Origin of the sequence: Nonomuraea sp. NPDC049695, assembly GCF_040674955.1 — a bacterium.
Lineage (GTDB): Bacteria > Actinomycetota > Actinomycetes > Streptosporangiales > Streptosporangiaceae > Nonomuraea > Nonomuraea helvata.
On sequence record NZ_JBFANV010000023.1, the window covers coordinates 32844 to 54189 of the forward strand.

General features: G+C 71.5%; 14 protein-coding genes. 8 read left to right on the forward strand and 6 right to left on the reverse strand.

The features are described 5' to 3' along the window. Positions 1 to 52: 52 nt before the first annotated feature. Entirely contained in the window at positions 53 to 1102 is a 1050-nt protein-coding gene (locus AB0J64_RS21430; protein WP_364029250.1) for a LacI family DNA-binding transcriptional regulator, read from the reverse strand. 185 nt (positions 1103 to 1287) lie between these two features. On the opposite strand from AB0J64_RS21430, the gene AB0J64_RS21435 reads away from it, so the two are divergent. Genes AB0J64_RS21435 through AB0J64_RS21455 form a run of 5 tightly spaced genes read left to right on the forward strand, consistent with a single transcriptional unit; the run spans position 1288 to position 9721 of the window. After that, entirely contained in the window at positions 1288 to 2256 is a 969-nt protein-coding gene (locus tag AB0J64_RS21435) for a dihydrodipicolinate synthase family protein (RefSeq protein WP_364029252.1), read from the forward strand. 28 nt (positions 2257 to 2284) lie between these two features. After that, positions 2285 to 4384, forward strand: coding sequence for an exo-alpha-sialidase (locus tag AB0J64_RS21440; protein ID WP_364029254.1), 2100 nt, complete (start codon positions 2285 to 2287; stop codon positions 4382 to 4384). Next, the gene (locus AB0J64_RS21445) at positions 4381 to 6288 is read left to right on the forward strand and encodes a beta-L-arabinofuranosidase domain-containing protein (protein WP_364029256.1); all 1908 of its coding nucleotides are present in this window, start codon (positions 4381 to 4383) and stop codon (positions 6286 to 6288) included. The genes AB0J64_RS21440 and AB0J64_RS21445 overlap by 4 nt, the downstream gene beginning before the upstream one ends. Next, on the forward strand, positions 6285 to 8120 hold the full coding sequence (locus tag AB0J64_RS21450; RefSeq protein ID WP_364029258.1) for a trehalase family glycosidase: 1836 nt from the start codon (positions 6285 to 6287) through the stop codon (positions 8118 to 8120). The genes AB0J64_RS21445 and AB0J64_RS21450 overlap by 4 nt, the downstream gene beginning before the upstream one ends. Further along, complete coding sequence (locus AB0J64_RS21455) at positions 8117 to 9721, forward strand: FAD-dependent oxidoreductase (RefSeq protein ID WP_364029260.1); 1605 nt, start codon at positions 8117 to 8119, stop codon at positions 9719 to 9721. Before AB0J64_RS21450 ends, AB0J64_RS21455 begins: the two co-directional genes overlap by 4 nt. An 18-nt stretch (positions 9722 to 9739) precedes the next feature. On the opposite strand, the gene AB0J64_RS21460 is transcribed toward AB0J64_RS21455, so the two are convergent. The 3 genes from AB0J64_RS21460 to AB0J64_RS21470 form a co-directional block, all read right to left on the reverse strand. Further along, positions 9740 to 12286: a polysaccharide lyase family 8 super-sandwich domain-containing protein gene (locus tag AB0J64_RS21460; RefSeq protein ID WP_364029262.1), complete on the reverse strand. Its 2547-nt coding sequence runs from the start codon at positions 12284 to 12286 to the stop codon at positions 9740 to 9742. 43 nt (positions 12287 to 12329) lie between these two features. After that, positions 12330 to 14567, reverse strand: a complete 2238-nt coding sequence (locus AB0J64_RS21465; protein WP_364029264.1) for an Orn/Lys/Arg decarboxylase N-terminal domain-containing protein — start codon at positions 14565 to 14567, stop codon at positions 12330 to 12332. 192 nt (positions 14568 to 14759) lie between these two features. Continuing rightward, entirely contained in the window at positions 14760 to 16565 is a 1806-nt protein-coding gene (locus AB0J64_RS21470) for a sugar-binding domain-containing protein (protein ID WP_364029266.1), read from the reverse strand. 135 nt (positions 16566 to 16700) lie between these two features. Between AB0J64_RS21470 and AB0J64_RS21475 the strand changes: the two genes are divergently transcribed. Genes AB0J64_RS21475 through AB0J64_RS21485 form a run of 3 tightly spaced genes read left to right on the forward strand, consistent with a single transcriptional unit; the run spans position 16701 to position 19749 of the window. Then, entirely contained in the window at positions 16701 to 18014 is a 1314-nt protein-coding gene (locus AB0J64_RS21475; RefSeq protein WP_364029268.1) for an extracellular solute-binding protein, read from the forward strand. Continuing rightward, positions 18011 to 18931, forward strand: a complete 921-nt coding sequence (locus tag AB0J64_RS21480) for a sugar ABC transporter permease (RefSeq protein ID WP_364029270.1) — start codon at positions 18011 to 18013, stop codon at positions 18929 to 18931. The genes AB0J64_RS21475 and AB0J64_RS21480 overlap by 4 nt, the downstream gene beginning before the upstream one ends. Next, the gene (locus AB0J64_RS21485; protein ID WP_364029272.1) at positions 18928 to 19749 is read left to right on the forward strand and encodes a carbohydrate ABC transporter permease; all 822 of its coding nucleotides are present in this window, start codon (positions 18928 to 18930) and stop codon (positions 19747 to 19749) included. Before AB0J64_RS21480 ends, AB0J64_RS21485 begins: the two co-directional genes overlap by 4 nt. Positions 19750 to 19814: 65 nt before the next feature. On the opposite strand, the gene AB0J64_RS21490 is transcribed toward AB0J64_RS21485, so the two are convergent. Both AB0J64_RS21490 and AB0J64_RS21495 read right to left on the reverse strand, forming a co-directional pair. Beyond that, positions 19815 to 20207 carry a hypothetical protein gene (locus tag AB0J64_RS21490; RefSeq protein WP_364029274.1) on the reverse strand — a complete coding sequence of 131 codons (393 nt, stop codon included), beginning with the start codon at positions 20205 to 20207 and terminating at the stop codon, positions 19815 to 19817. A gap of 114 nt (positions 20208 to 20321) precedes the next feature. Beyond that, positions 20322 to 21311, reverse strand: a complete 990-nt coding sequence (locus tag AB0J64_RS21495) for a LacI family DNA-binding transcriptional regulator (protein ID WP_364029380.1) — start codon at positions 21309 to 21311, stop codon at positions 20322 to 20324. Positions 21312 to 21346: the final 35 nt, after the last annotated feature.

Here is a 21346-nt window from a genome sequence, read left to right on the forward strand (position 1 = left end):
GAGGGTAACCGGGTGGCGGGCGGCAGGCGCGCCACGTCGGGGGCGGGGTTGGTCACTGCTCTCTCCTTGGTGGGGCCACGGTCGTGCCCGGCATGAGGGGGCACTCGACGTTCTCTCTGCGGGCATCCGGCTCGGGTGTCTCCAGCAGCCGTACCAGCAGGTGGGTGGCCTGCCGGCCCATCTCCTCACGGGGAACCGCCAGGCCGGTCCACGGCGTGTCGGTGCGGCGGGCGCCGGTGGAGTCACCCAGGACCACGACGCTCAGGTCGCCCGGGACCGACATCCCGTCCCGCTGCGCGCACGCCAGGAGCTCCTCTGCCAGGAGGACCTGCTCCGCCACCACCGCGGTGATCCCGCCGTGCCGGATCTCCGCCAGGAGGCCCGCCACGTCGTCGGGGGACTCCAGCGTCCACACCGGGCCGGTGAGCCGCCTGGCCTCGCCGGCGGGCATCGCCCGCCGGAAGCCCTTCTCCCGGTCCCGGCTGGGCTGGGCGTCGCCGTCGCCGATCCGGGCGTACGCGACGCGCCTGTGCCCGAGCTCGAAGAGCCGCTCCGTGAGCTGCTGGGTCGCTCCGGCGTAGTCGGCCGCCACATAGGAGACCGGCGCTCCGGACACCTCCCGGTGTCCTACGTAGACGAACGGGAAACCGGTGTCGCGCAGCCGTTCGATCTCCTCGACGTTGGGGTCGCGCCCGAGCAGCAGCGCGCCGTCCGCGAGCGACAGCCGCGTCGCCCCGTCGCGGAACACCTGCCGCTCGCCGCCGGCGCTGGTGAACAGCAGCAGGTCGTAACCTAGCTCGGCGGCCGCCTGCTCCATGCCGAGCAGGAACGGGAAGTAGAAGTCGACGCTGGTCGTGGGGAAGACCGGCTCGAAGGTGTACACCCCGATGATCTTGTTCTGGCCGCCGGCGAGTGACCTCGCCGAGGCGTTGGCGACGTAGCCCCACTCGCGCATCGCCGCCAGCACGCGCTCCCGGGTCGTCGGGCTGATCCGGACGTCCGAGTCGCGCTCGTTCAGCACGAGCGAGACGGTGGCCTGGCTGACCCCCGCAAGGCGCGCGATGTCGGCCTGGGTCGGCCTTCGCACCGGTCCGCGACTCATCCGCGCCTCCTGCTAATGCGCCTAACGGGATGAACGCAAAGTTTGGCTCTCGCTCCTGTGAGGTGTCAATGGAGCTGGGATGAATAAATGTGGCAATCCTGGCTGGAAAAGCTAATACCTATTAGCCTCTGGACGTCTCGGGGAGATCGCCGGTACCGTCCGGATCACTCGCCGAGGGAGGTGTCATGGCCACCGTCACCGACCGCCCCGACCATCCGGTCGCCGGGCTGGTCATTCCGCTCGTCACCGCGCTCGACCGACGCGGGCGGCCCGACCCACCGGCCGTCGGGCCGCTGCTGGCCCACCTCGCGGCCGGCGGCGTCACCACGCTGATGCTGGCCGGCACCAACGGCGAGGGTCCGCTGCTGACCCCGGACGACGTCCGGGCGTACGCGGCGGAGGTGTCGGCCATGTGGCGCGATCTGGTCGGAGCGTCCGCCCGGATCATGGTCGGCGCGACAGGCGCGGGCACCCGCGAGACCCTGCAGCGCATGGAGTGCCTCGCCGGCCTCGACCTGGACGCCGTGGTGGTGCTCGCGCCGACCTACTTCCGGCACACCGAACGCGAACTGCACGCGCACTTCCGCGACGCCGCCCGCCACGGCCGGCCCGTGGTGATCTACAACAGCCCCGGGTACACCGGGAACCCCATCCCCGTGTCCGTGGTGCGCCGCCTGCTCGACGAGCCGGCCGTCGTCGGCTTGAAGGACAGCTCGGGCGACGCCGACCTGTTCGGGCAGTTCTGCGCCCTGACCCGGGAACGGCCCGGCTTCCAGGTGGCCCAGGGCGCGGAACGGCAGCTCGCCGACGGGCTGCGCCTGGGAGCCGCCGGGCTGGTGCCCGGCGTGGGCATGCTCGCCCCGGCTCTCTGCGCCGACCTGTTCAGGGCTTCCCGCGACGGAGACCACGCCACCGCGGCGGCACTGCAGCACGACGTGAACCGGCTGGCCGCGCTCTTCGGCATCCGGCCGGGAGTCAGCGGCGTGGTCGTGATGAAGACCGCCCTCCACCTGCTGGGGCTCTGCCCGCCGCACGCGGCGGCGCCGTTCCTGTCCCTCGACGACACCGAGCTCGCCGCGCTGCGTACCGCGCTGGCCCCCTTGCACGACCTCGTACGGCCGGCCGCGCTGCCGGCAGCACGTCCATCCCAGTGAACCGGCCCTCGCCCCCCAGGAGAGTCGCATGACCATGCCCATCAGCCGGCGGACGTTCGCTTTAGGGCTCGCCGCAGGCGCCGCCGCGACCGCCTTCCCCTCCCCCGCGGCGGCCTCCCCCACGGCGGCCTCTGCTGCAGCAGCCGCGCCGTTCTTCGCGGAGACCACCTTGTGGGACACCAACGTGGATCCGCTGGCCAGCTACCACGTGTACGGCCTGGCCGTCCTGCCCGACGACACGATCCTGGCCTGCACCGAGGGCCGGCACGAGAACTGCGACGCCGGACCGCACGACCTGCTCGTCCGCCGCAGCACCGACAAGGGCCAGACCTGGAGCCCGTCCCAGGCGGTGGCGCTCGCCGATGACGGCCAGTGCTGGTCCAATCCCACCTTCGTGGTGGACCGGGTGACGGGCGAGGTCTTCCTGTTCCACGGGCTCTGCGTGCGGCTGCCGGAGAACACCAGCTGCTCCGCCGACTCCAGCACCTTCTACGTCATCTCCAGCACGGACGGCGGCGCCACCTGGAGCGAGCGGCGCGAGCTGACCAGCCTCTTCGACCACTTCCCGTACAACTGGGCGATGCACGGTCCGGGGCCGGGTCACGGCGTCCAGCTCGACTCGGGCCGGCTGCTCCTGACCGTCTCGCACCGGACCGTCATCACCGGCGTCCCCACCGCCGACCGCCACTACGGCGTCTCGACCGTCTACAGCGACGACCACGGCCGCACCTGGCAGGCCGGCGGCGAGGTGCCGATGGGCGAGAGCTACCCCGTCGTCGGGGAGGCCCGGCTGGTGCAGCGCGCGGACGGCACGGTGGTGATGAACAGCCGGCCCGGTTCGGGCAACGACTGGCCCAGGGACATCGCGGTCAGCGACGACGGCGGCCTGACGTGGTCGCCACCCAGGATGGATTTCAGCCCCGGCCTCTTCAACGGCGTCGACAGCAGCCTCGTCCGCTACACCGGCGGGCCGGGCAGCCAGGACGTCAACCGCGTGCTGTTCAGCCGGCCGGACGCGCCGATGCGCTGGAACATGACCGTCGCGGTGAGCTACGACGAAGGCTACTCCTTCCGGTACAGCCGGTCGGTCAATCCGGGCCGGGGGTACTACTCGGACCTGGCGTCCCTGTCCGACGGCACGATCGTGCTCCTGTACGGCTGCGACGGCGACCTCGACGGCACCCCGCGGCGCGTGGCCGCCGCCCGCTTCAACCTGGAGTGGCTGACGCGGGGCCGCGACAGCCTGGCCACCGGCCCCAGCCTGACCGAGAGCACGCACGACCTGGGTGTCCCGGCAGTGCGCGCCCGCCGATCAGGCGGACGGGTGTCGGTGGTGCTCGAGGCCACCGCGCGCGGCGGTGCCCGCGCGGTCTTCTTGCCCGCTGCGACCGGCGACTACATCGAGTATCCCTTCACCGTCGCCCAGGACGGTACGCACGAATTGTGGCTGCGCTACTACCGGTCAGCGGGCGGGGGTCTCATGACGGTGACCGTGGACGGGAAGAAGCCACGCACGTCCACGGTGGACCTGACGGCCTTCCGCGGCGACGGCTACGACGTCGCGCTGCTGGGCCGGATGTCGTTGCGGCCCGGCCAGCACACCATCCGCTTCACGCTGGCCGGCCCGGGGCGGGGCGGCGGGACGACCCTCTCGCTCGACCAGCTGAGCCTCGTCCAGGCGTCCGCCTCACCGGACGTCCGCGACGAGGTCACCGTCGACAACGGCGGGCTCGGCTTCGACGTCACCGGCACCTGGCCGAGCGGCAGAAGCATCCCCGGGTACTACGGGTTCAACTACGTGACGCACGCCAAGGGCACCGGCGCGAACGTGGCGCGGTGGCGGCCCGCGCTCCCGGGCGACGACCGCTACGAGGTGCTCGTCTCCTGGACGGCCGACCCCAACCGGGCGACCAACGCCAAGTACGTCGTCCACCACGCCGCAGGCACGACCTCGGTGACCGTCAACCAGCGCAACCGCGGCGTGCCGGACCCCCGCACCGGCGAATGGACGTCCTTGGGCACCTTCTCCTTCAAGGCCGGCCTCGCCGGATACGTCGAGCTCAGCGACGCGGCCGACGGCTACGTCATCGCCGACGCCGTACGGTTCCGGCGGCAGGCACCCCTGTGACGGCCGTCCCGAGCCCGGCCGCCCCGGTGGTCCTGCGCCCGCTCTCCACCAACCAGGTGACCGGCGGGTTCTGGGCCCGCCGGCTGGAGGCCAACCGGGCCGCGATCCCGCTCGGACACGAACGCCTCGTCGAGGCGGGCCACATCGGCAACCTCCGGATCGCCGCGGGCGAGACCACGGGCGCCGCCCAGGGAGCGAGCTTCCGCGACTCCGATGTCTACAAATGGCTGGAGGCGGTCGCCTGGGAGCACGCGCGCCGCCCCGACGAAGCGCTGCTGGACCACCTGCGCTCCCTCGGCCGGACGATCGCGGCGGCGCAGTGCGACGACGGCTACCTCAACTCCGCCATCCAGCTCCGCGGCGAGGAACGGTACGAGCGGCTGTGGTCGAGCCACGAGCACTACTGCGCCGGCCACCTGTTCCAGGCCGCCGTGGCCGCCGCCCGGGCGACCGGCCAGACACACCTGCTCGAGGTCGCCACCCGGCTGGCGGACCACCTCGCCGACACGTTCGGCCCCGACCAGCGCGGTGCCGAAAGCGCCCGGGTCCGGCGCGGTGAGCTGGACGGCCACCCAGTCGTGGAGATGGCACTCGTCGAGCTGTACCGGCAGACGGGAGTGCGGCGCTACCTGGACCTGGCCCGTCACTTCGTCGAAGCCCGTGGCCACGGCCGCGCCACCAAACCGGGCTTCGACCCCTCGCACTACGGCGACCCCGCCCACTACTCCGACCGGCTGCCCGTACGGGAGACGGCGGCGCCGGAGGGGCACGCCGTGCGCGCCGTCTACTTCGCCGCGGGCGCCACCGACGTCGCCATCGAGACCGGCGACGCCGAGCTGCTGGCCGCGGTGCGCCGCCAGTACGACACGATGCGCCGCCAGAAGCAGCACGTCACCGGCGCGGTCGGCTCGCGGTGGGACGGCGAGGCGTTCGGCGAGGCGTACGAGTTGCCGCCCGATCGCGCGTACGCGGAGACCTGCGCCGCGATCGGGACGATGCAGTGGGCGTGGCGGCTGCTGCTGGCCACCGGCGAATCCGCCTATGCCGACCAGATCGAGCTGCTGCTGTACAACGCACTCCTGCCCGCGGTGTCGCTGGCCGGAGCGGACTACTTCTACGTCAACACGCTGCACCGGCGGACCGGCGCACGGGGCGACGTGCAGCGGTCGCCGGCCCACGGCCGCCGTCCGTGGTTCAACTGCGCGTGCTGCCCGCCCAACGTGATGCGTACGCTGGCCGGCCTCCCCGCGTACCTGGCCACCGGCACGGAGGACGGGCTCCAGGTGCACCTGTACGCCCGGAGCACGCTGACCTCCGGTGGATTCACCGTGGACGTCGAGACCGAGTACCCGTGGGACGGCCTGGTCACGGTGACCGTGCGAGAGGCGCCCCGGCGGGAGGTGGAGCTGGCGCTGCGCGTACCCGACTGGGCCGAAGGCGCCACCGTGGACGGCAAGCCGGTGGCGCCCGGCGGCTACGCCCGCGTCCGGCGGGTGTTCCAGGCCGGCGAGCGGGTGGTGCTGCGGATGCCCATGCCCGCCCGGCTCCTGGTGGCCGACGACCGCGTGGACGCCGCGCGCGGGTGCGTCGCCGTCGCCCGCGGGCCGCTGGTGTACGCGATCGAAGGGCCCGACCAGCCGTCCGGCGTCGTGCTGGAGGACCTCCGCATCGACCCCGCCACGCCGCCGCGCCCCGAACACCGGCCGGACCTGCTCGACGGCGTGACCGTGCTCCGGGCCGGTGGCGCGCTCGCGACGGGACCCGCCGAGTCCCCCTACCGGCCCTACGGGCAGCCGGTCCCGCCGCCGCGGCCCACGGACCTCACGCTGATCCCCTACTACGCCTGGGCCAACCGCGGCCCGCACGCCATGCGCGTGTGGATACCCACGCAAAGGAACACATGACGAACTACGCCCACGTTCAGGCCTCGCTCGCCCGTGGGTGGAACACCTGGGACACGCGGAGCGTGCTCACCCAGGTGCTCCTCCCCGACGCGCTGGGCCTCTCCCTCGGCCTGAAGGAGTACTACCGGGGCACATCACTGCGTACGGCGCAGATCGGCCGCCGCACCGAGGGCGCGGAGAGCGTCACCCTGGGCCGGCACGCCTACGACGGCGGCTACACCGAGACGACCGTGACGTGGGCGGGCATCACCATCCGGGTGCAGACCGCGCACGCGGGCGACGACCTGGTCGTGCTGGTGACGCCCACCGCCAACCAGCGGAAGAGCGCGCTGCTGACCGCCGGCGTGGCCTACCTGTGGAACCGGCCCGGCTCCGTCACCCGCGCGGGCGACCGGATCACCGCCGCAGGACCCGGCGGAACCGTCCAGGTCTTCTGCACGGCACCGCACGTCGACGACCCCTACGCCGATGTCGACGGGCCGTACCTGGCGATGGAGCTGACCGGCGCCGTCGGGATCAGCACCGGCCGCTCCCGCGACCTGGCGGAAATCGCGCGGATCATCGCCCGCGCCTCCGCCGAGATCGGGGCGGCCGGTACCGATCCCCTGGCGCAGCACCGCGAGATCGTCAGGGACGCCATCTCCTGGAACACGATCTACGAGCCGTCGCGCTCCCGCGTGGTCACGACCGTCAGCCGGCTCTGGAACGTCGGCAAGCGCGGCGGCTACGCCCTGTTCTGCTGGGACGCGTTCTTCAACGCGCTGCTGGCGGCGGTGTCGAGCAAGGAGCTCGCCTACGTCAACACCGTCGAGATGCTCCGGGCGCTGACGCCGGAGGGCTTCGTCCCGAACGTCGAGCAGGGCACCGGCCGCAAGACCTACGACGGGTCCCAGCCGCCGGTGGGCTCGCTGGTGACCCGGGAGCTCTACCGCAGGTTCGGCGACCGGTGGTTCCTGGAGGAGACCTTCGAGCCGCTGCTGTCCTGGAACCGGTGGTGGTGGCGGGTGCGCAGGGACGGCGACCTGCTGTGCGCGGGTTCGACGTACTTCGACCCCGAGTTCCCCTCGCCGCAGGACGTCCCCCGCATCCACCAGCACTTCGGCGCGACCTGCGAGACCGGCTGGGACAACCACCCCGTCTTCGAGGACGTGCCCTTCGACCAGGGCAAGAGCCTGCTCGCCGCCCACGACGTGGGGCTGAACAGCCTGTACGCGGCCGACTGCGAGGCGCTCGCCGGCATCGCCGACGTCCTCGGCGACCGTGCGGCCGCGGCGGAGCTGCGCGAACGGCACGCGGCCGTCGTCGCGGCGATGGAGTCCCTGTGGGACGAGCCGAGCGGCGTCTACCGCAGCAGGCGCACCGACACCGGGCTGCCGACCGAGCGGCTGTCCACCATGAGCTTCTACCCCCTGCTGGCCGGTGTCGGCGCGGGGGAACGGACGCGGCGCATGGTGCCCGGCCGTCTGATGACCGACGACGGCTTCGGCGGCGCATGGGTGCTGCCGACCTCACCGCGCGGCGAGCCCGTCGACATCGGCGAAGGCAGCTACTGGGCGGGCCGGGCGTGGCCGCCGGTGAACTTCCTCGTCTACCTGGGGCTGCTGCGCGCGGGCGAGCGCGAAGCGGCCGCGTGGCTCGCCGACGGCAGCTCCCGGCTGGTGCTGAAGGAATGGAACGAGCACCGCCACGTGCACGAGAACTACTCCAGCGTCCACGGCGGCGCGTGCGACAAGCCGAACAGCGAGCCGTTCCAGACCTGGGGCGCGCTGCTGAGTCTCATCGTCCTCATGGAACGCGGCGAGGTCGACTTCTTCGAGAAAGGTGACGCATGACGGGTGCCGAGGCCGATGTGCTGGTGGTCGGTGGCGGGATGGGCGGGGTCGCGGCGGCGCTGGCGGCGCTGCGGCGGGGCCGTACCGTCGTGCTCACCGAGGAGAGCGACTGGCTGGGCGGGCAGCTCACCAGTCAGGGCGTGCCGCCGGACGAGCATCCGTGGATCGAGCAGTTCGGCGCGACCCGCTCCTACCGCAGGCTGCGGGAGGCCATCCGCGATCACTACCGGGCCTGGTACCCGCTGACCAGGGAGTCACGGGAGGCGCCCGATCTCAACCCGGGGCGCGGCACGGTCAGCAGGCTCTGCTGCGAGCCGCGGGTGGCCGCCGCGGTGCTGGCCGCCATGGTCGGCCCTTACCTCGCGGCCGGGCGGCTGACGATCCGCTACCTGCACCGGCCGGTGGCCGCCGACGTGGACGGCGACCGGGTGACCGGAGTGAGCTTCGCGGGGCCGGACGGAGAGCTGTTCCATGTCCGGGCGCCGTACGTGCTCGACGCCACCGAGCTGGGCGACCTGCTGCCGCTGGCCGGGATCGAGCACGTCACCGGCTTCGAGCCGGCCTCGGAGACCGGCGAGCCCAGCGCCCCCGCGCAGGCCCAGCCGGCGAACATGCAGGCGTTCTCCTGGATCTTCGCCGTCGAGCACCGCGACGGTGAGGACCACACCATCGACCGGCCCAAGGAGTACGCCTTCTGGCGGGACTACCGGCCGCCGTTCTGGCCGGACCGGCTGCTCAGCCTCGTGGCGCCCGACCCGCGCACGCTGGAGCCGAAGCCGCGCACGTTCGTGCCGCACGCCTCCTCGGGGCCGGTCGTCGCCGACCAGAGCCTCGACCCCGGGGACAAGGACCTGTGGGTGTTCCGGCGCGTCCTGTGCCGGGAGGTGTTCGAGCCCGGCTTCGCGGCCAGCGACGTCGTCATCGTCAACTGGCCGCAGATCGACTACCTCCCCGGCCCGCTGATCGGGGTCTCCGACGACGAGCGGGCCCTGCACCTCCAGGGCGCCAGGGAGCAGGCGCTCAGCATGCTGTACTGGCTGCAGACCGAGGCGCCCCGGCCCGACGGCGGCACCGGCTGGCCGGGGCTGCGGCTGCGCCCCGACGTCATGGGCACCGCCGACGGCCTGGCCAAGAGCCCCTACATCCGCGAGTCGCGGCGCATCCGCGCCCGCCGCACGGTCGTGGAGCAGGACCTGTCGCTGGCGGTGCGCGGCGAGCACGGCGCGCTCTCCTACCACGACACCGTGGGCGTCGGGATGTACCGCATCGACCTGCACCCCTCCACCGGCGGCGACAACTACATCGACGTGGCGAGCTGCCCGTTCCAGATCCCGCTGGGCGCGCTGCTGCCCGTGCGCATGCGCAACGTGCTGGCCGCCGGGAAGAACCTCGGCACCACGCACATCACCAACGGCTGCTACCGCCTGCACCCGGTGGAGTGGAACACCGGCGAGGCGGCCGGCGCCCTGGCGGCGCACTGCCTGCGGTACGGGCTCGAGCCGGCGCAGGTGCACGAGGACGCCGACGCGCTCGAACGGTTCCAGGCCGAGCTGGTCGCCGACGGGTTCGAGCTGGCCTGGCCCCAGGTGCGGGGGTACTGACCCCCGCACCTGGAACGTTCAGCGCAGGGTTGCGGTGAAGGTGCGGCCGTGGGAGTGGCGGGTCGTGGCCTGGATCAGGGTGCCGCCCGGCACGCGCCGTACCGTCACCCCTTCGTCGGCCGTGTCGAGGCGGAGAGCCGCGCCGTGCAGGACGACGCTGACGCGGTCGCGTCGCATCGTGGGGTCGGACAGGGCGACGGTCGTGCGCTCGCCGTACCGGACGATGACCGAGGCGGGGCCGTCGACGAGCAGGCGCTCCACCGGGCGGGGGCCGTCGGCGAAGACGTTGGCGGCGACGATACCGAGGGTCCTGTGCTTGATCGCCTGCACATGCCGGTCGTTGGCCAGCACGGTGAGCGGGCCGTGCGTGTAGGCGCGCAGGCGGGCCTCGGTCGCGTTCGGGACCAGGGCGTAGGCGAGGGCGGTGAGGTGGCCGGTGGCGGGGTGGTTGATCGAGGCGGTGAAGACGTTCTTGGTCACGCCGGCGGCGGGGTTGGACGTGCGCACCACCTGGCGGCTGCGGGTCACCGTCTCGAGCCCGGCCGTGACGGGCTGCCGGGTGAGGAAGGCGTAGCCGATCGCGGTACGGCGGGTGCCGTTGGCGTAGCGCAGCCAGCGCGGCGGCGTGGTGCCGCCCGCCTGCCAGGCCCCGCCGTCCCAGCTCTCGCCGGTGAGCGCGACCGCGTCGCCCGGAGCGGCGATGCGGCTGTCCACGGTGGTCACCGCGTCGCGGCCGCCCTGGCCGGAGACGTTCGCGGCCAGCACCACGATCTCGTCGTCGAGCATGAACCAGGACTTGGTCGCGCGGGCGTCGCGGTAGACGACGAAGTCGTCGGGCAGGATGCCCGCCTGCTTGGCGGTGTAGGCGGCGTCGTCGGACTGGACCATGCCGGCCGCGCCGTACGCGCCGAGCGTCGCGCCGCCGGAGAAGGCGTTCCCGGCGCGGGGGAAGTACACGTAGGTGTTCTGGGACTCCGAGGAGGAGGTGAAGTTGAGCGGGTGTCCCGGGTTCTCGTACCAGAGGCGGCCGTACAGCTCGGGCACCGTACGCCGCTCCTCCACCGGCGCGGTGATCCCGGCCAGCCGGTACGGCGAGACGGCCGTGTAGTAGTCGACGCCGAAGACCTCCCGCTGGTCCTCGCCCGCGAGGTAGAGGTAGTACGCGCCGTCGCCCTGGAACCAGGGCATGAGGTTCTCGCCGCTCATGTACTCGTACTTGCTGATCCGGTCGGAGCTGCGCGCCAGGGCGAAGGCGTAGCCGGGGCGCCGGTGGACGGTCCGGTCCATGGCGTTGAACGCCACGCAGCGCTCCGACGGATTCAGGTCGGCGGCCGGGATGGCGGAGTCGGCGCGGATGGCCGCGTAGCGGGCGACGCTGACCGGGGAGACGAAGGAGGAGGTGTCGGCGGCCGGCAGGAACTTGACGTACTTCTTCAGGGCCAGAGCGCCGGCGCCCTCGACGTGGTCGGCCAGGTCGGCGACGGCCTCCACGATCACCCCGACGTCGGCGTAGCCGGTGGTGGTGCGCGAGACCGCCCGCCCCTTGACGATCTCCATCATCCACCCCTCGAAGATCAGCGGGGCGAAGCCGTCGGCGACCCAGCGGTACACCACGCCGGCCAGGTCCTCGGAGGTGCCGCCGCTCGTGGCGCCCTCGAGGGTCTTGAGGGTCTGTACGACGCGGGTGAGCAGGGCCTTCCCGTACGAGCCCGTGTAGGCGACCGAGTGGTGCTGGATGAAGGAGCCGTCGCGGTAGTAGCCGTCGGTGTTGCCGTGCTGGAGGTTGTAGGGGTCGATCGTGGCGAAGACGGTGGCCTGGTCGGAGATGGCCTTGCCGACGCGGGCGTCGTCACCGGTGAGCGCGCCCTGCACGATCCGGTTGGCGGTGATGTCGGCCAGGTTCGCCCCGGTGTGGAAGCGCGAGTCGAGGTCGACGTCGCCGTCCTTGCCGCTGCGCAGGTAGGCGTCCATCGAGGCGATGTACGTCGCCGTCAGGTCGGGCCGCTCGTCCCGCACCCGTTCGGCCAGCAGGGCCAGCGTCCTGCTCACGTGGGTGGGGATGCCGATCTCCCAGTTGTGCCAGTTGCCGTAGTAGCCCGCCGCCTGGTCGCCGAAGTAGCGCTCGTGCAGCCACACCAGACCGTCGATGACCCGCCGCTGGGCGGCGGCGTCGCCCTCCAGCGCGCCGCCCGGTGTGCGGGTCGCGAGCGCGATCTCGTACAGGTACTGGTAGGCCAGCCGGAGGTTGACGTCGTCGGTGCCGAGCTTCAGGCCGGAGAACAGCTCGCCGTCGCCCGCCTTGTCCATGGCGGCCAGCCGCTGCCTGGCGGCGCCGAGGATCGCCGCGAGCTTGGCGGCGACCTCGGGCCGGGCGTTGACGTCGGGGGTCCCCGCTAACATCGCCACGGTGTTGGCGATCAGCCGCGCGTGATCGATCCCCGCCGCGGCACGTACGGGGCCGGCCGCGGCGAGCAGGCCGGCGGCGGGGATCAAGGAGAGAACCTGGCGACGGGACATGTGCGGCACGGCGAACTCCAGGCCGTTGGGGGGATATGCCGGGCTCACCCTACATGATCCATTTTTGTCGGCCTAGAAAGCGCGCGCGTGGTCAGTTCTTGAGGACCTCCACCCAGTAGCGGCCGTCGCCGTCACGGTGGGCGCCGTGGATGTCGGTGGCCAGGTCGGGGAAGGCCCGGTCGAAGTCCTCCAGGGCCCGCAGGTAGGTCATCAGCGCGCCGTCGTGCGGGCCGGTCGCCTCGCCGGGCATCAGCATGGGGATGCCGGGCGGGGTGACCACCACCGTGGCCGCGGCGACCCGGCCCGGCAGCCCGGCCAGCGGAACGCGCTCGGTGCGGGCCCGGATCATGGCCTGGTAGCAGTCGGCGGGGGTCGACACCGGCTCGGGCAGCGTGGTGAAGACCTGGTCGAGCAGCTTCCCGACCTCGGAGTCACGCAGTCGCTCGTGGGCCAGCGTGCAGAACTTCTGCAACGAGATCGCGGGCGGCCCGAAGCCGGGCAGCACCTCCGCCAGCGGCAGGTCGTCGTCGTAGGCGTTCTTGAAGTCGGTGAGCGCGTCGATCAGCGTGCCCCACTTGCCCTTGGTGATCCCCATGGAGAACAGCACCAGCAACGTGTGGTCGCCGGTCTTCTCCACCACGATGCCGCGCCGCTCCAGGTAGGCGGCCACGACGCGGGCCGGGATGCCCCAGTCGAGCGTGCCCGTGGCGGCGTCGGCGCCCGGACAGGTGATCGTCACCTTGACCGGGTCGAGCAGGCAGTAGCCCTCGGACATCCCGTCGAACCCGTGCCACGCGGCCCCCGCCTCCAGCGTCCAGCACCGGGGCTCGGCGGACAGCAGCGCCGGGTCGGCGTCGGCGAACGAGACGGTCTGGCCGGTGCGCGGGTCGGTGACCGCAGGAGGCTGCCAGACGCCGAAGAACCAGCCGGGCCGCCGGCCGTCCTCGCCGATGCGGGCGGCCAGACGCACCATCGCCTGCCGGAACCTGACCGCCTCGACGATCGCCTCCCCGGTGAGGAACGGCCCCGACGGGCCGTCCATCATCGCCGCCGCGACGTCCAGCGAGGCGATCATCGGGTAGAGCGGCGACGTGGAGGCGTGCATGAGATAGGTCTCGTTGAACGCGTCGTAGTCGACCGGCGCCCGCTCCGCGGGGCGGACGTGCAGCATCGCCGCCTGCGACAGCGCGGCCAGCAGCTTGTGCGTCGACTGGGTGGCGAACACGGTGGGGCGATCGGGGCCGGGCAGCGTGCTCTCGTCGATCGCCATGCCGTACCGGCCGGCGTAGAGCGGGTGGAACCGGGCGTAGGCGAACCACGCCTCGTCGAAGTGCAGCCGCGGCACGCTGGCGCCCAGCAGCTCGCCGACCCGCACCGCGTCGTAGCACACCCCGTCGTAGGTGGAATTCGTGATCACCGCGTACGACGGCCCGCCCGTCGCGAGCAGATGACCGGCCACCCGCTCACGGACCGCCTCCACCTCCAGCGCGACCGGCGGGACCGGGCCCGCCAGCCCGAGCCCGTTGCGCTCGGGCACGAGGTAGACCGGGCGGGCGCCGCTGATGGCCAGCGCGTGCTGGACCGACTTGTGGCAGTTGCGGTCCACCAGCACGGTGTCGTCACGGGCGATCGCGTGGTGGCCGACGATGCGGTTGGCGGTGGAGTTGCCGTTGACCACGAAGAACGTGCGGTCGGCGCCGAAGACCCGGGCGGCGTTGCGCTCGGCCTCCCCGATCGGGCCGGTGTGGTCGAGCGGCGATCCGAGCTCGGTGACGGAGATGGACAGGTCGGTGCGCAGCAGGCGTTCGCCGTAGAAGTCGAAGAACGCCCGCCCCACCGGCGACTTGAGGAACGCCACGCCTCCGGCGTGCGCCGGCGTGTGCCAGGAGTAGCGGTGGTGGTCCTCAAGGCGCCGCAGCGCGCCGAAGAACGGCGGGAGGATCTTCTCGGCGTACTGGTCGGCCGCGTAGGCGATGCGCCCGGCGATGAAGCGCGGGGTGTCCTCCAGCGGGAAGACGTAGCCCTGGATGACCTCGTACACCCAGAGCGGAAGCTCCTGCTCCTGGGTCATCAGGAAGACGGGCAGGCCGCGGAACCGCCTGGCCACCGCGCCCAGCAGCTTCTCGGCCCCCGGCGCCTCCCACGCCGCCAGCACCGCCGTCAGCGACGCGTCCGACCCGATCACCGCCAGGGCGTCCTCGGCCCGATGGGTCCAGCGCACCTGGAGCCCGAGCTCGTCCATCGCCGCGCACACGCGGCGGAGCTGCTCGGCGAGCGCCGAATCGGCGTCGGGGCGTTCGGTGACGGCGGCCAGAACCGTTCGTTCCATGCGGCACTCCATGATCGGGGGAAGGGACGGGTGGTCCTATCGCGATCGTAACGGTGTGCGGCCGAATGGCAACCTTCTGTAATTTCAGCGAGCCGCGGCTCTCGAACGCGCCGCGAACTCGCTCAGGAACGGACTGTCCTCGGGTGCGCTCCTGCGGGCATGATCCCCTGGGGACCTTCGGCAGCCATGAGATCACCCTTCGGAGGCGGCCCGCCGTGACTGGACCGCGCGGACGCGCTCGACGTCGAGCTTGGTCGACCGGTCGAAGCGGTAGATGCCGTTCTCCTCCTGGAACACGTCGGTCAGCTGCGTGTAGCAGTACCCGAACATGTCCTGGTCGTCCAGCAGCGCCTCGGTCAGGCCGGCGAAGCGGGCGTGGAACTCCTCCTCGCTCCGTACGCGCTGGCCGTAGCCCCAGGAGCTCTCCCGGTCCGCGTCCTGGTCGGTCCCGGCGAGCTCGGGGTTCCACCAGATGCCGCCGTACTCGCTGACGAAGTACGGCTGGCCGCGGTAGGGGACGGAGATGGGCCGCCCGGCCGCGTCGTTGACGAAGGGCTCGTCCTTGCCCAGCCCGCTCAGCTGACCGGCGAACGCGCTGGGCTCCTGCTCATAGTTGTGCGAGTCGAAGACATCCGTCTCCGGCACGCGGTGGCTGTAACCGGAGGCGTCGATCACCGGGCGGGTGGGGTCGGCGAGCTTCGTGGCCAGGAACATGCCGCGGGTGACGTCGTCGAGCTGGGTGACGTGGTCGTGGATCACCTGGGTGGTCTCGTTGAGCGGGCACCAGCCGACGATCGACGGGTGCGAGACGTCCCGTTCCAGGACCTCCAGCCACTGCGTGATGAAGGAGGCGGTCGGCTGCTGCTCGTGCCCGGCGAAGGCGCCCCAGTCGCCGAACTCGCCCCACACCAGGTAGCCCAGCCGGTCGGCGTGGTAGAGGAAGCGCTCCTCGAACACCTTCTGGTGCAGGCGCGCGCCGTTGAAGCCCGCGGCCAGCGACAGCTCGATGTCGCGCGCCAGCGCGGTGTCGGTGGGCGCCGTCATGAGGCCGTCCGGGTAGTAGCCCTGGTCCAGGACGAGCCGCTGGAAGACCGGGCGGCCGTTGATGAGCACGCGCTTGCCGTCGATCGCGATCGAGCGCAGCCCGGCGTAGCTGTCCACGGCGTCCGCGACGGCGCCCTCGGCGTCGAGCAGCTCCACCTTGACGTCATAGAGGAAGCCGTCGCCCGCCTCCCACAGGCGTACCCGGTCGGACGGCAGCTCCAGGCGTACGGACGGGGCCAGGTCCGCATCGGCGCGGGCGCTCGCGGTGGCGACGACACCGTCACCGTCGGAGACCGTGACGCGGACCGAGCTGCCGGGACGGTTGCCGGACAGGGGGACGACGACGGTGAAGGAGGAGGTCGCGACATCAGGCGTGATCCGCGGGCGGCGCAGGTGCACGTCGGGGACGGGCTCCAGCCACACCGACTGCCAGATCCCCGTCGTACGGGTGTAGAGGCACTCGTAGTTCTGGTACTTGGTGGACTGCTTGCCCCGCGCCTGAGGCCCCTGCCTGGGGTCGCGGGCCCGTACCACGATCGTGGCGTCCTCACCCGGGCGCGCCACGGCTGACAGGTCGGCCGTGAACGGGGAGAAGCCGCCGCGGTGGCGGGCCACCTCGACGCCGTTCACCCACACCGTGGCGTCGTGGTCGACGGCGCCGAAGTGCAGCAGCGTCCGGCGGCCCGCCCACGCGGCCGGGATCGTCACCGTGCGGCGGTACCACACCGCCGCCATGAAGTCGGTGTGCGCGAGGCCGGACAGCTCCGACTCCGGCGCGAAGGGCACGGTGATCGTCCCGGAGAGCTCGCGTTCGCGCAGGCCACGCTCCAGGCCGGAGTCGCCGGCGTCGATCTCGAACTGCCACGGCCCGTTGAGGGTGAGCCAGTCCTGGCGGACCATCTGGGGGCGGGGATATTCCGCACGGGGGACGTCGTGGGGAGCGGAACGCGGCATCGGACACCCTTCAGATATGTGCAAGTCAAGACCTTTTGCTACGTAGCAGAGTGTGCCACACTCCCTCCAATCGGAGTCAACATCCGGCTACCCCGCGTTGTGAGGGCAGGCCGGACCCTCTGCGAGGAACCACGTATGAGCAAGTGGCCCACTTCCCCCCTCTCCCGCCGCAGGGCGTTGCAGGCCGCGGCGGTGTCCGCCCTGCTGGCCGGCTGCGGTACGGGACCCGCCAGGCGAAGTACGCAGGAGATCGAGTTCTGGCATCTCCTCACCGGCGGCGACGGCGAACGCATGAACGAGATCGTGACCAAGGCCGACGCGGACATGCCCCAGGCCCGCATCAAGCAGGTCGTCCTGGCGTGGGGCGCCCCCTACTACACCAAGCTCGCGATGTCGGCGGCGGGCGGCCGCGCCCCCGATCTCGGCATCGTTCACATGTCGCGCCTGGCCGGGTACGCCCCGGGCGGCCTGCTCGACCCGTGGGACCTTGACCGGCTCGCCCGCTACGGCGTCGACCGGTCGACGTTCACGGCCCCGGCGTGGAAGAGCTCGATCGTGAACGGCAAGGTCTACGCCCTGGCCCTCGACTCGCACACGTTCGTCGCCTTCTTCAACACCGAGCTGGCCCAGAAGGCCGGGCTGCTCGACTCCGGCGGGAAACTGCCCGAGGTCAAGAGCCTGGACGACATGAAGCGCCTCGGCACGGAGTTCAAGAAGGCCACCGGCAAGCAGTACGGTCTCGCGTACGGCTTCCTCGGCGACGGCGCCCAGCTGTGGCGGCTGTTCTGGACCTTCTACAGCCAGCACGGCGCCACGTTCGACCTGTCAGGCGACACGTTCGTCTATGACGCCGAGGCGTTCGGCGAGTCGGTCGAGACGATGCGCCGCCTGGTCGACGGCGAGGTCGCCTCCCCCAGCGCCGAGTACGCCACGGCCACCTCGGCGTTCCTCAACGGCGACGTCGGCCTGGTCTTCTCGGGCGTCTGGGAGCTCCCCCAGTTCCAGGACGCGAAGCTGCCCCTGGGCGCCATGCCGATCCCGAACCTGTTCGGCACGGGCATCGACGCGAACTGGGGTGACTCGCACACGTTCGTCCTGCCCCACCAGTCGCACCCGGACGAGGGGCGGCGCGAGCTGGCCTACGAGGCGGTCTCGAAGATCCTCAAGAACTCGTTGCCCTGGGGCAGGGCCGGGCACACGCCCGCCTACCAGCCCGTCGTCAACACCCCGGAGTTCAAGGCGCTGCGGCCGAACAGCGACTACGCGGTCACAGCGACGTACCTCCACTACGATCCGCCGTCCTCGTTCACCGGCTCAGGCTCGAACTTCATGACCCAGTTCGGCGGCGTGATCCAGAACGCGCTGATCGGCCAGACCTCGGTCAAGGACGCGATCGCCGACTTCGCCGAGCGCGTCAATGTCCTCATGTCCAAGGCGGTGAAGCGATGACCTCGGCCACTCTCGCGAAGGGCGCCGCGACCCCGGCGCTGACGACCCGGTCACGGGTGCGCAGGAGCCGGATCGGGCTCCTCTACGTGCTGCCGTTCTTCGTGTCGTTCGCGCTCTTCCTCCTCTGGCCCACGGTCTACGGGCTCTGGATGAGCCTCACCGACCGCGACCTGGCCGCCGGCGCCGAGCCCAAGATGGTCGGACTCGCCAACTACGCCGAGGCCCTCACCGACCCGATGGTGTGGACGACGTTCGGCAACACGCTGCTGTTCACCCTGCTCACCACGGTCCCGCTGGTCGTGCTGGCCCTCGTGGCGGCACTGCTGGTCAACATGGGGCTGCCGGGGCAGTGGGTCTGGCGCATGTCGTTCTTCCTGCCGTACCTGCTCGCCTCGACCGTGGTCAGCCTGTTCTGGAAGTGGCTCTACAACCCCGAGCTCGGGCTGATCAACGCCGTCCTGGGCGCCTTCGGGGCCGAGGGCCAGAAGTGGCTGCAGGACCCGGACCTCGCCATGCCGGCCATCGCGGTCACCACCACGTGGTGGACGCTCGGGTTCAACTTCCTCCTCTATCTGGCCGCGCTGCAGAACATCCCCGGCACGGTCTACGAGGCCGCCTCGATCGACGGGGCGGGCAAGTGGCGGCAGCTGTTCTCGATCACGCTGCCCCTGCTGCGGAACACCACCGTGCTCATCCTCGTCCTGCAGATCCTGGCCTCGCTCAAGGTGTTCGACCAGATCTACCAGATGACGGCCGGCGGCCCGGACGACTCCACCCGCTCGATCCTCATGTACGTCTTCGACAGCGGCTTCACGGGTTACCGGCTCGGCTACGCCTCGGCGATCTCGTACGTCTTCTTCGCCATCATCCTGGTCCTGTCGCTGCTGCAGCTGAAGTTCGCCCGGAGGTCGTCATGAAGCCCGCCAGAGTCGTCGCGTTCGCGGTCCTGGCCCTGTTCAGCCTCCTCATGCTGGCGCCGTTCCTGTGGGCGCTGAACACCTCGCTCAAGTCCGAGGCGGACGCGAGCGCGTCCCCCGTCACGGTCCTGCCCGAGGGCGGGTACACCTGGGACGTCTATGCGCACATCTTCCGGACGGGCGACATCCCCACGTGGATGGTCAACAGCCTCGTCGTGGCGGCCGGCGTCACGATCCTGACGCTGGTGATCTCCACGCTGGCGGGCTACGCGTTCTCGCGGCTGGAGTTCACCGGACGCAAGCCGCTGCTGGCCCTCACGGTCGCCTCCATCATGATCCCCGGGACGATCTTCATCGTCCCCCTCTTCGACGAGATGCTCGCCTTCGACATGGTCGACACCTACTGGGGGATCATCCTTCCCCAGGTGGTCGCGCCGGTGATGGTGTTCATCCTGAAGCGGTTCTTCGACAGCATCCCCCGCGAGCTGGAGGACGCCGCGCGGGTGGACGGTGCGGGGTCGTTCCGCATCTTCCTGCGGATCGTGCTGCCGCTGTCGCGGCCGATCATCGCGGCGGTGGCGATCTTCACGTTCGTGGGCGCGTGGAACAACTTCCTGTGGCCGTACATCGTGACCAACGACCCCGATCTCATGACCCTGCCCGTCGGGCTGCAGACCGTCATGACCGGCTACGGCCTCGCCTTCGCCCAGAACATGGCGAGCGCCGTCCTGGCCGCGCTGCCCCTGATCGTCGTCTTCCTGTTCTTCCAGCGGCAGATCATCAAGGGCATCGCCACCACCGGGCTCGGCGGCCAGTGACCACCACGGCTGCTCCGTTCCTCGCCGGCACGGGCCGGGTGGAGCAGCCCGCGGGGTGATCTACCTCATGGCCTACTGCGCGATGCCGCAGCTGCCGCGCGGGCGCGACCAAGCTCTGCCTGGGCAAGGCCGGAGACATGGGCTTCGACCGCGACGGCGGTCTCGGCCCGCTGGAGGTCGTCGAGGAGCGGATGTTCTTCCCGATCGGGGACGACCTTCCCTTCGCTCTGGCCACGATGCTCCTGGACGTCATGGGCACCAGCGGCGCCGCGCTGAACAGGGCGCTGAGCGTCCACCCCGACATCGGCTCGCTCCTGATCACGGGCGCGTGCCCGGTCGGCGTCGGACTCCTGGCCATGGCCCGCCTGAGCCTGGGTGCGGACGTGCCGATCCACATCAGCGACGTCTCCGCATGGCGGCCGTCCTCCGCCGAGTCGCTCGGCGGCATCCCCGTCCACGCCGGCTCCGTCGCCGGCCTGCCGCCGCGGGCTCGGAGGCGCGCACGGTCCGGGAGGCCGGCTACTTCAAGGACCGGGGCGCTCGTTCCACGAGACGTTCGACGCGCTCCCGCCTCACTGACTCGACTCGCGCACCTTCAGCTGGAAGTCCACGACGATGCGCGGCTCGCGCCCGCTGGGCTTGCCGGTGATCTGCTCGTGGAGCATCGCGACGGCGTTCCTGGCCAGCGCTTCGACGTTCTGGGCGACGGTGGTCAGCGACGGCGTCGAGTAGCGTGCCTCCTCGGCGTCGTCGTAGCCCACCAGCGCGACCTCCTGCGGCACCTGGACGCCCCGGTCGTACAGCGCCCGGAGCGCGCCGAGGGCGAGGGAGTCGTTCATCGCGAAGATCGCGTCCGGCATCGGCCGTCCGGCGTCCAGGTGCTCCTCGATCGCCCGCCGGCCGTCCTCGCGGTTCCAGCCGGCCTCGACCAGCAACTCCTCGTACGCCGTCAGCCCCGCCTCCTCCAGCCCTTCGAGAAAGCCCTGCAGCCGCGCCCGTGCCGTCTGGGCCCCGGCGGGCGCGTAGCCGAGCAGCATCAGCCGCCGCCTGCCCGTACCCGCCAGATGGCGTACCACCGCCAGGGAGGCCTCCCGGTTGGGGATGCCGACGTGCGGGACCTGGCCCTCGAGCACCTCGTCCCCCACCAGCACGATCGGATAGTCCGCGCGGCGGCGCTGCCCGTCGTCCGGCCGGAGCGACAAGGCCACCATGATCGCGCCGTCGGTCAGCTGGTTGCGGTCGCCCGTCAGCACCTTCAGCTCACGGGCCCGGTCCCCTTCCGTCAGCTCGATCAGCACCGTGTATCCGAGCGCCTCGGCCTCGCGGACCACCGGGCCCGCGAGGTCGGCGAAGTGACGTGCCCTGAAGTCGGGGACGACGAGCGCGATGAGCCCCGTACGGGCGGCCCGCAGGCTCCGGGCCGCCGCGTTGGGGACATAACCGAGCGCCGCCATGGCGTCGAGCACGCGCTGGCGCGTCTCCGGGCGGACGTACTCGTAGTTGTTGACGACATTGGAGACCGTGCGCTGGGAGACTCCGGCGGCACGGGCCACGTCATGCATGCTCACGGCCATCAGGGCGGCGCCGTACACGTCGC

What these genes read in the sequence shown, in the direction of transcription:
- AB0J64_RS21455 (WP_364029260.1), top strand. Translation starts at nt 8,117, where the DNA reads ATGACGGGTGCCGAGGCCGATGTGCTGGTGGTCGGTGGCGGGATGGGC.
- AB0J64_RS21435 (WP_364029252.1), top strand. Translation starts at nt 1,288, where the DNA reads ATGGCCACCGTCACCGACCGCCCCGACCATCCGGTCGCCGGGCTGGTC.
- AB0J64_RS21465 (WP_364029264.1), bottom strand. Translation starts at nt 14,567, where the DNA reads ATGGAACGAACGGTTCTGGCCGCCGTCACCGAACGCCCCGACGCCGAT.
- AB0J64_RS21485 (WP_364029272.1), top strand. Translation starts at nt 18,928, where the DNA reads ATGAAGCCCGCCAGAGTCGTCGCGTTCGCGGTCCTGGCCCTGTTCAGC.
- AB0J64_RS21475 (WP_364029268.1), top strand. Translation starts at nt 16,701, where the DNA reads ATGAGCAAGTGGCCCACTTCCCCCCTCTCCCGCCGCAGGGCGTTGCAG.
- AB0J64_RS21495 (WP_364029380.1), bottom strand. Translation starts at nt 21,311, where the DNA reads ATGCATGACGTGGCCCGTGCCGCCGGAGTCTCCCAGCGCACGGTCTCC.
- AB0J64_RS21480 (WP_364029270.1), top strand. Translation starts at nt 18,011, where the DNA reads ATGACCTCGGCCACTCTCGCGAAGGGCGCCGCGACCCCGGCGCTGACG.
- AB0J64_RS21440 (WP_364029254.1), top strand. Translation starts at nt 2,285, where the DNA reads ATGACCATGCCCATCAGCCGGCGGACGTTCGCTTTAGGGCTCGCCGCA.
- AB0J64_RS21470 (WP_364029266.1), bottom strand. Translation starts at nt 16,565, where the DNA reads ATGCCGCGTTCCGCTCCCCACGACGTCCCCCGTGCGGAATATCCCCGC.
- AB0J64_RS21430 (WP_364029250.1), bottom strand. Translation starts at nt 1,102, where the DNA reads ATGAGTCGCGGACCGGTGCGAAGGCCGACCCAGGCCGACATCGCGCGC.
- AB0J64_RS21450 (WP_364029258.1), top strand. Translation starts at nt 6,285, where the DNA reads ATGACGAACTACGCCCACGTTCAGGCCTCGCTCGCCCGTGGGTGGAAC.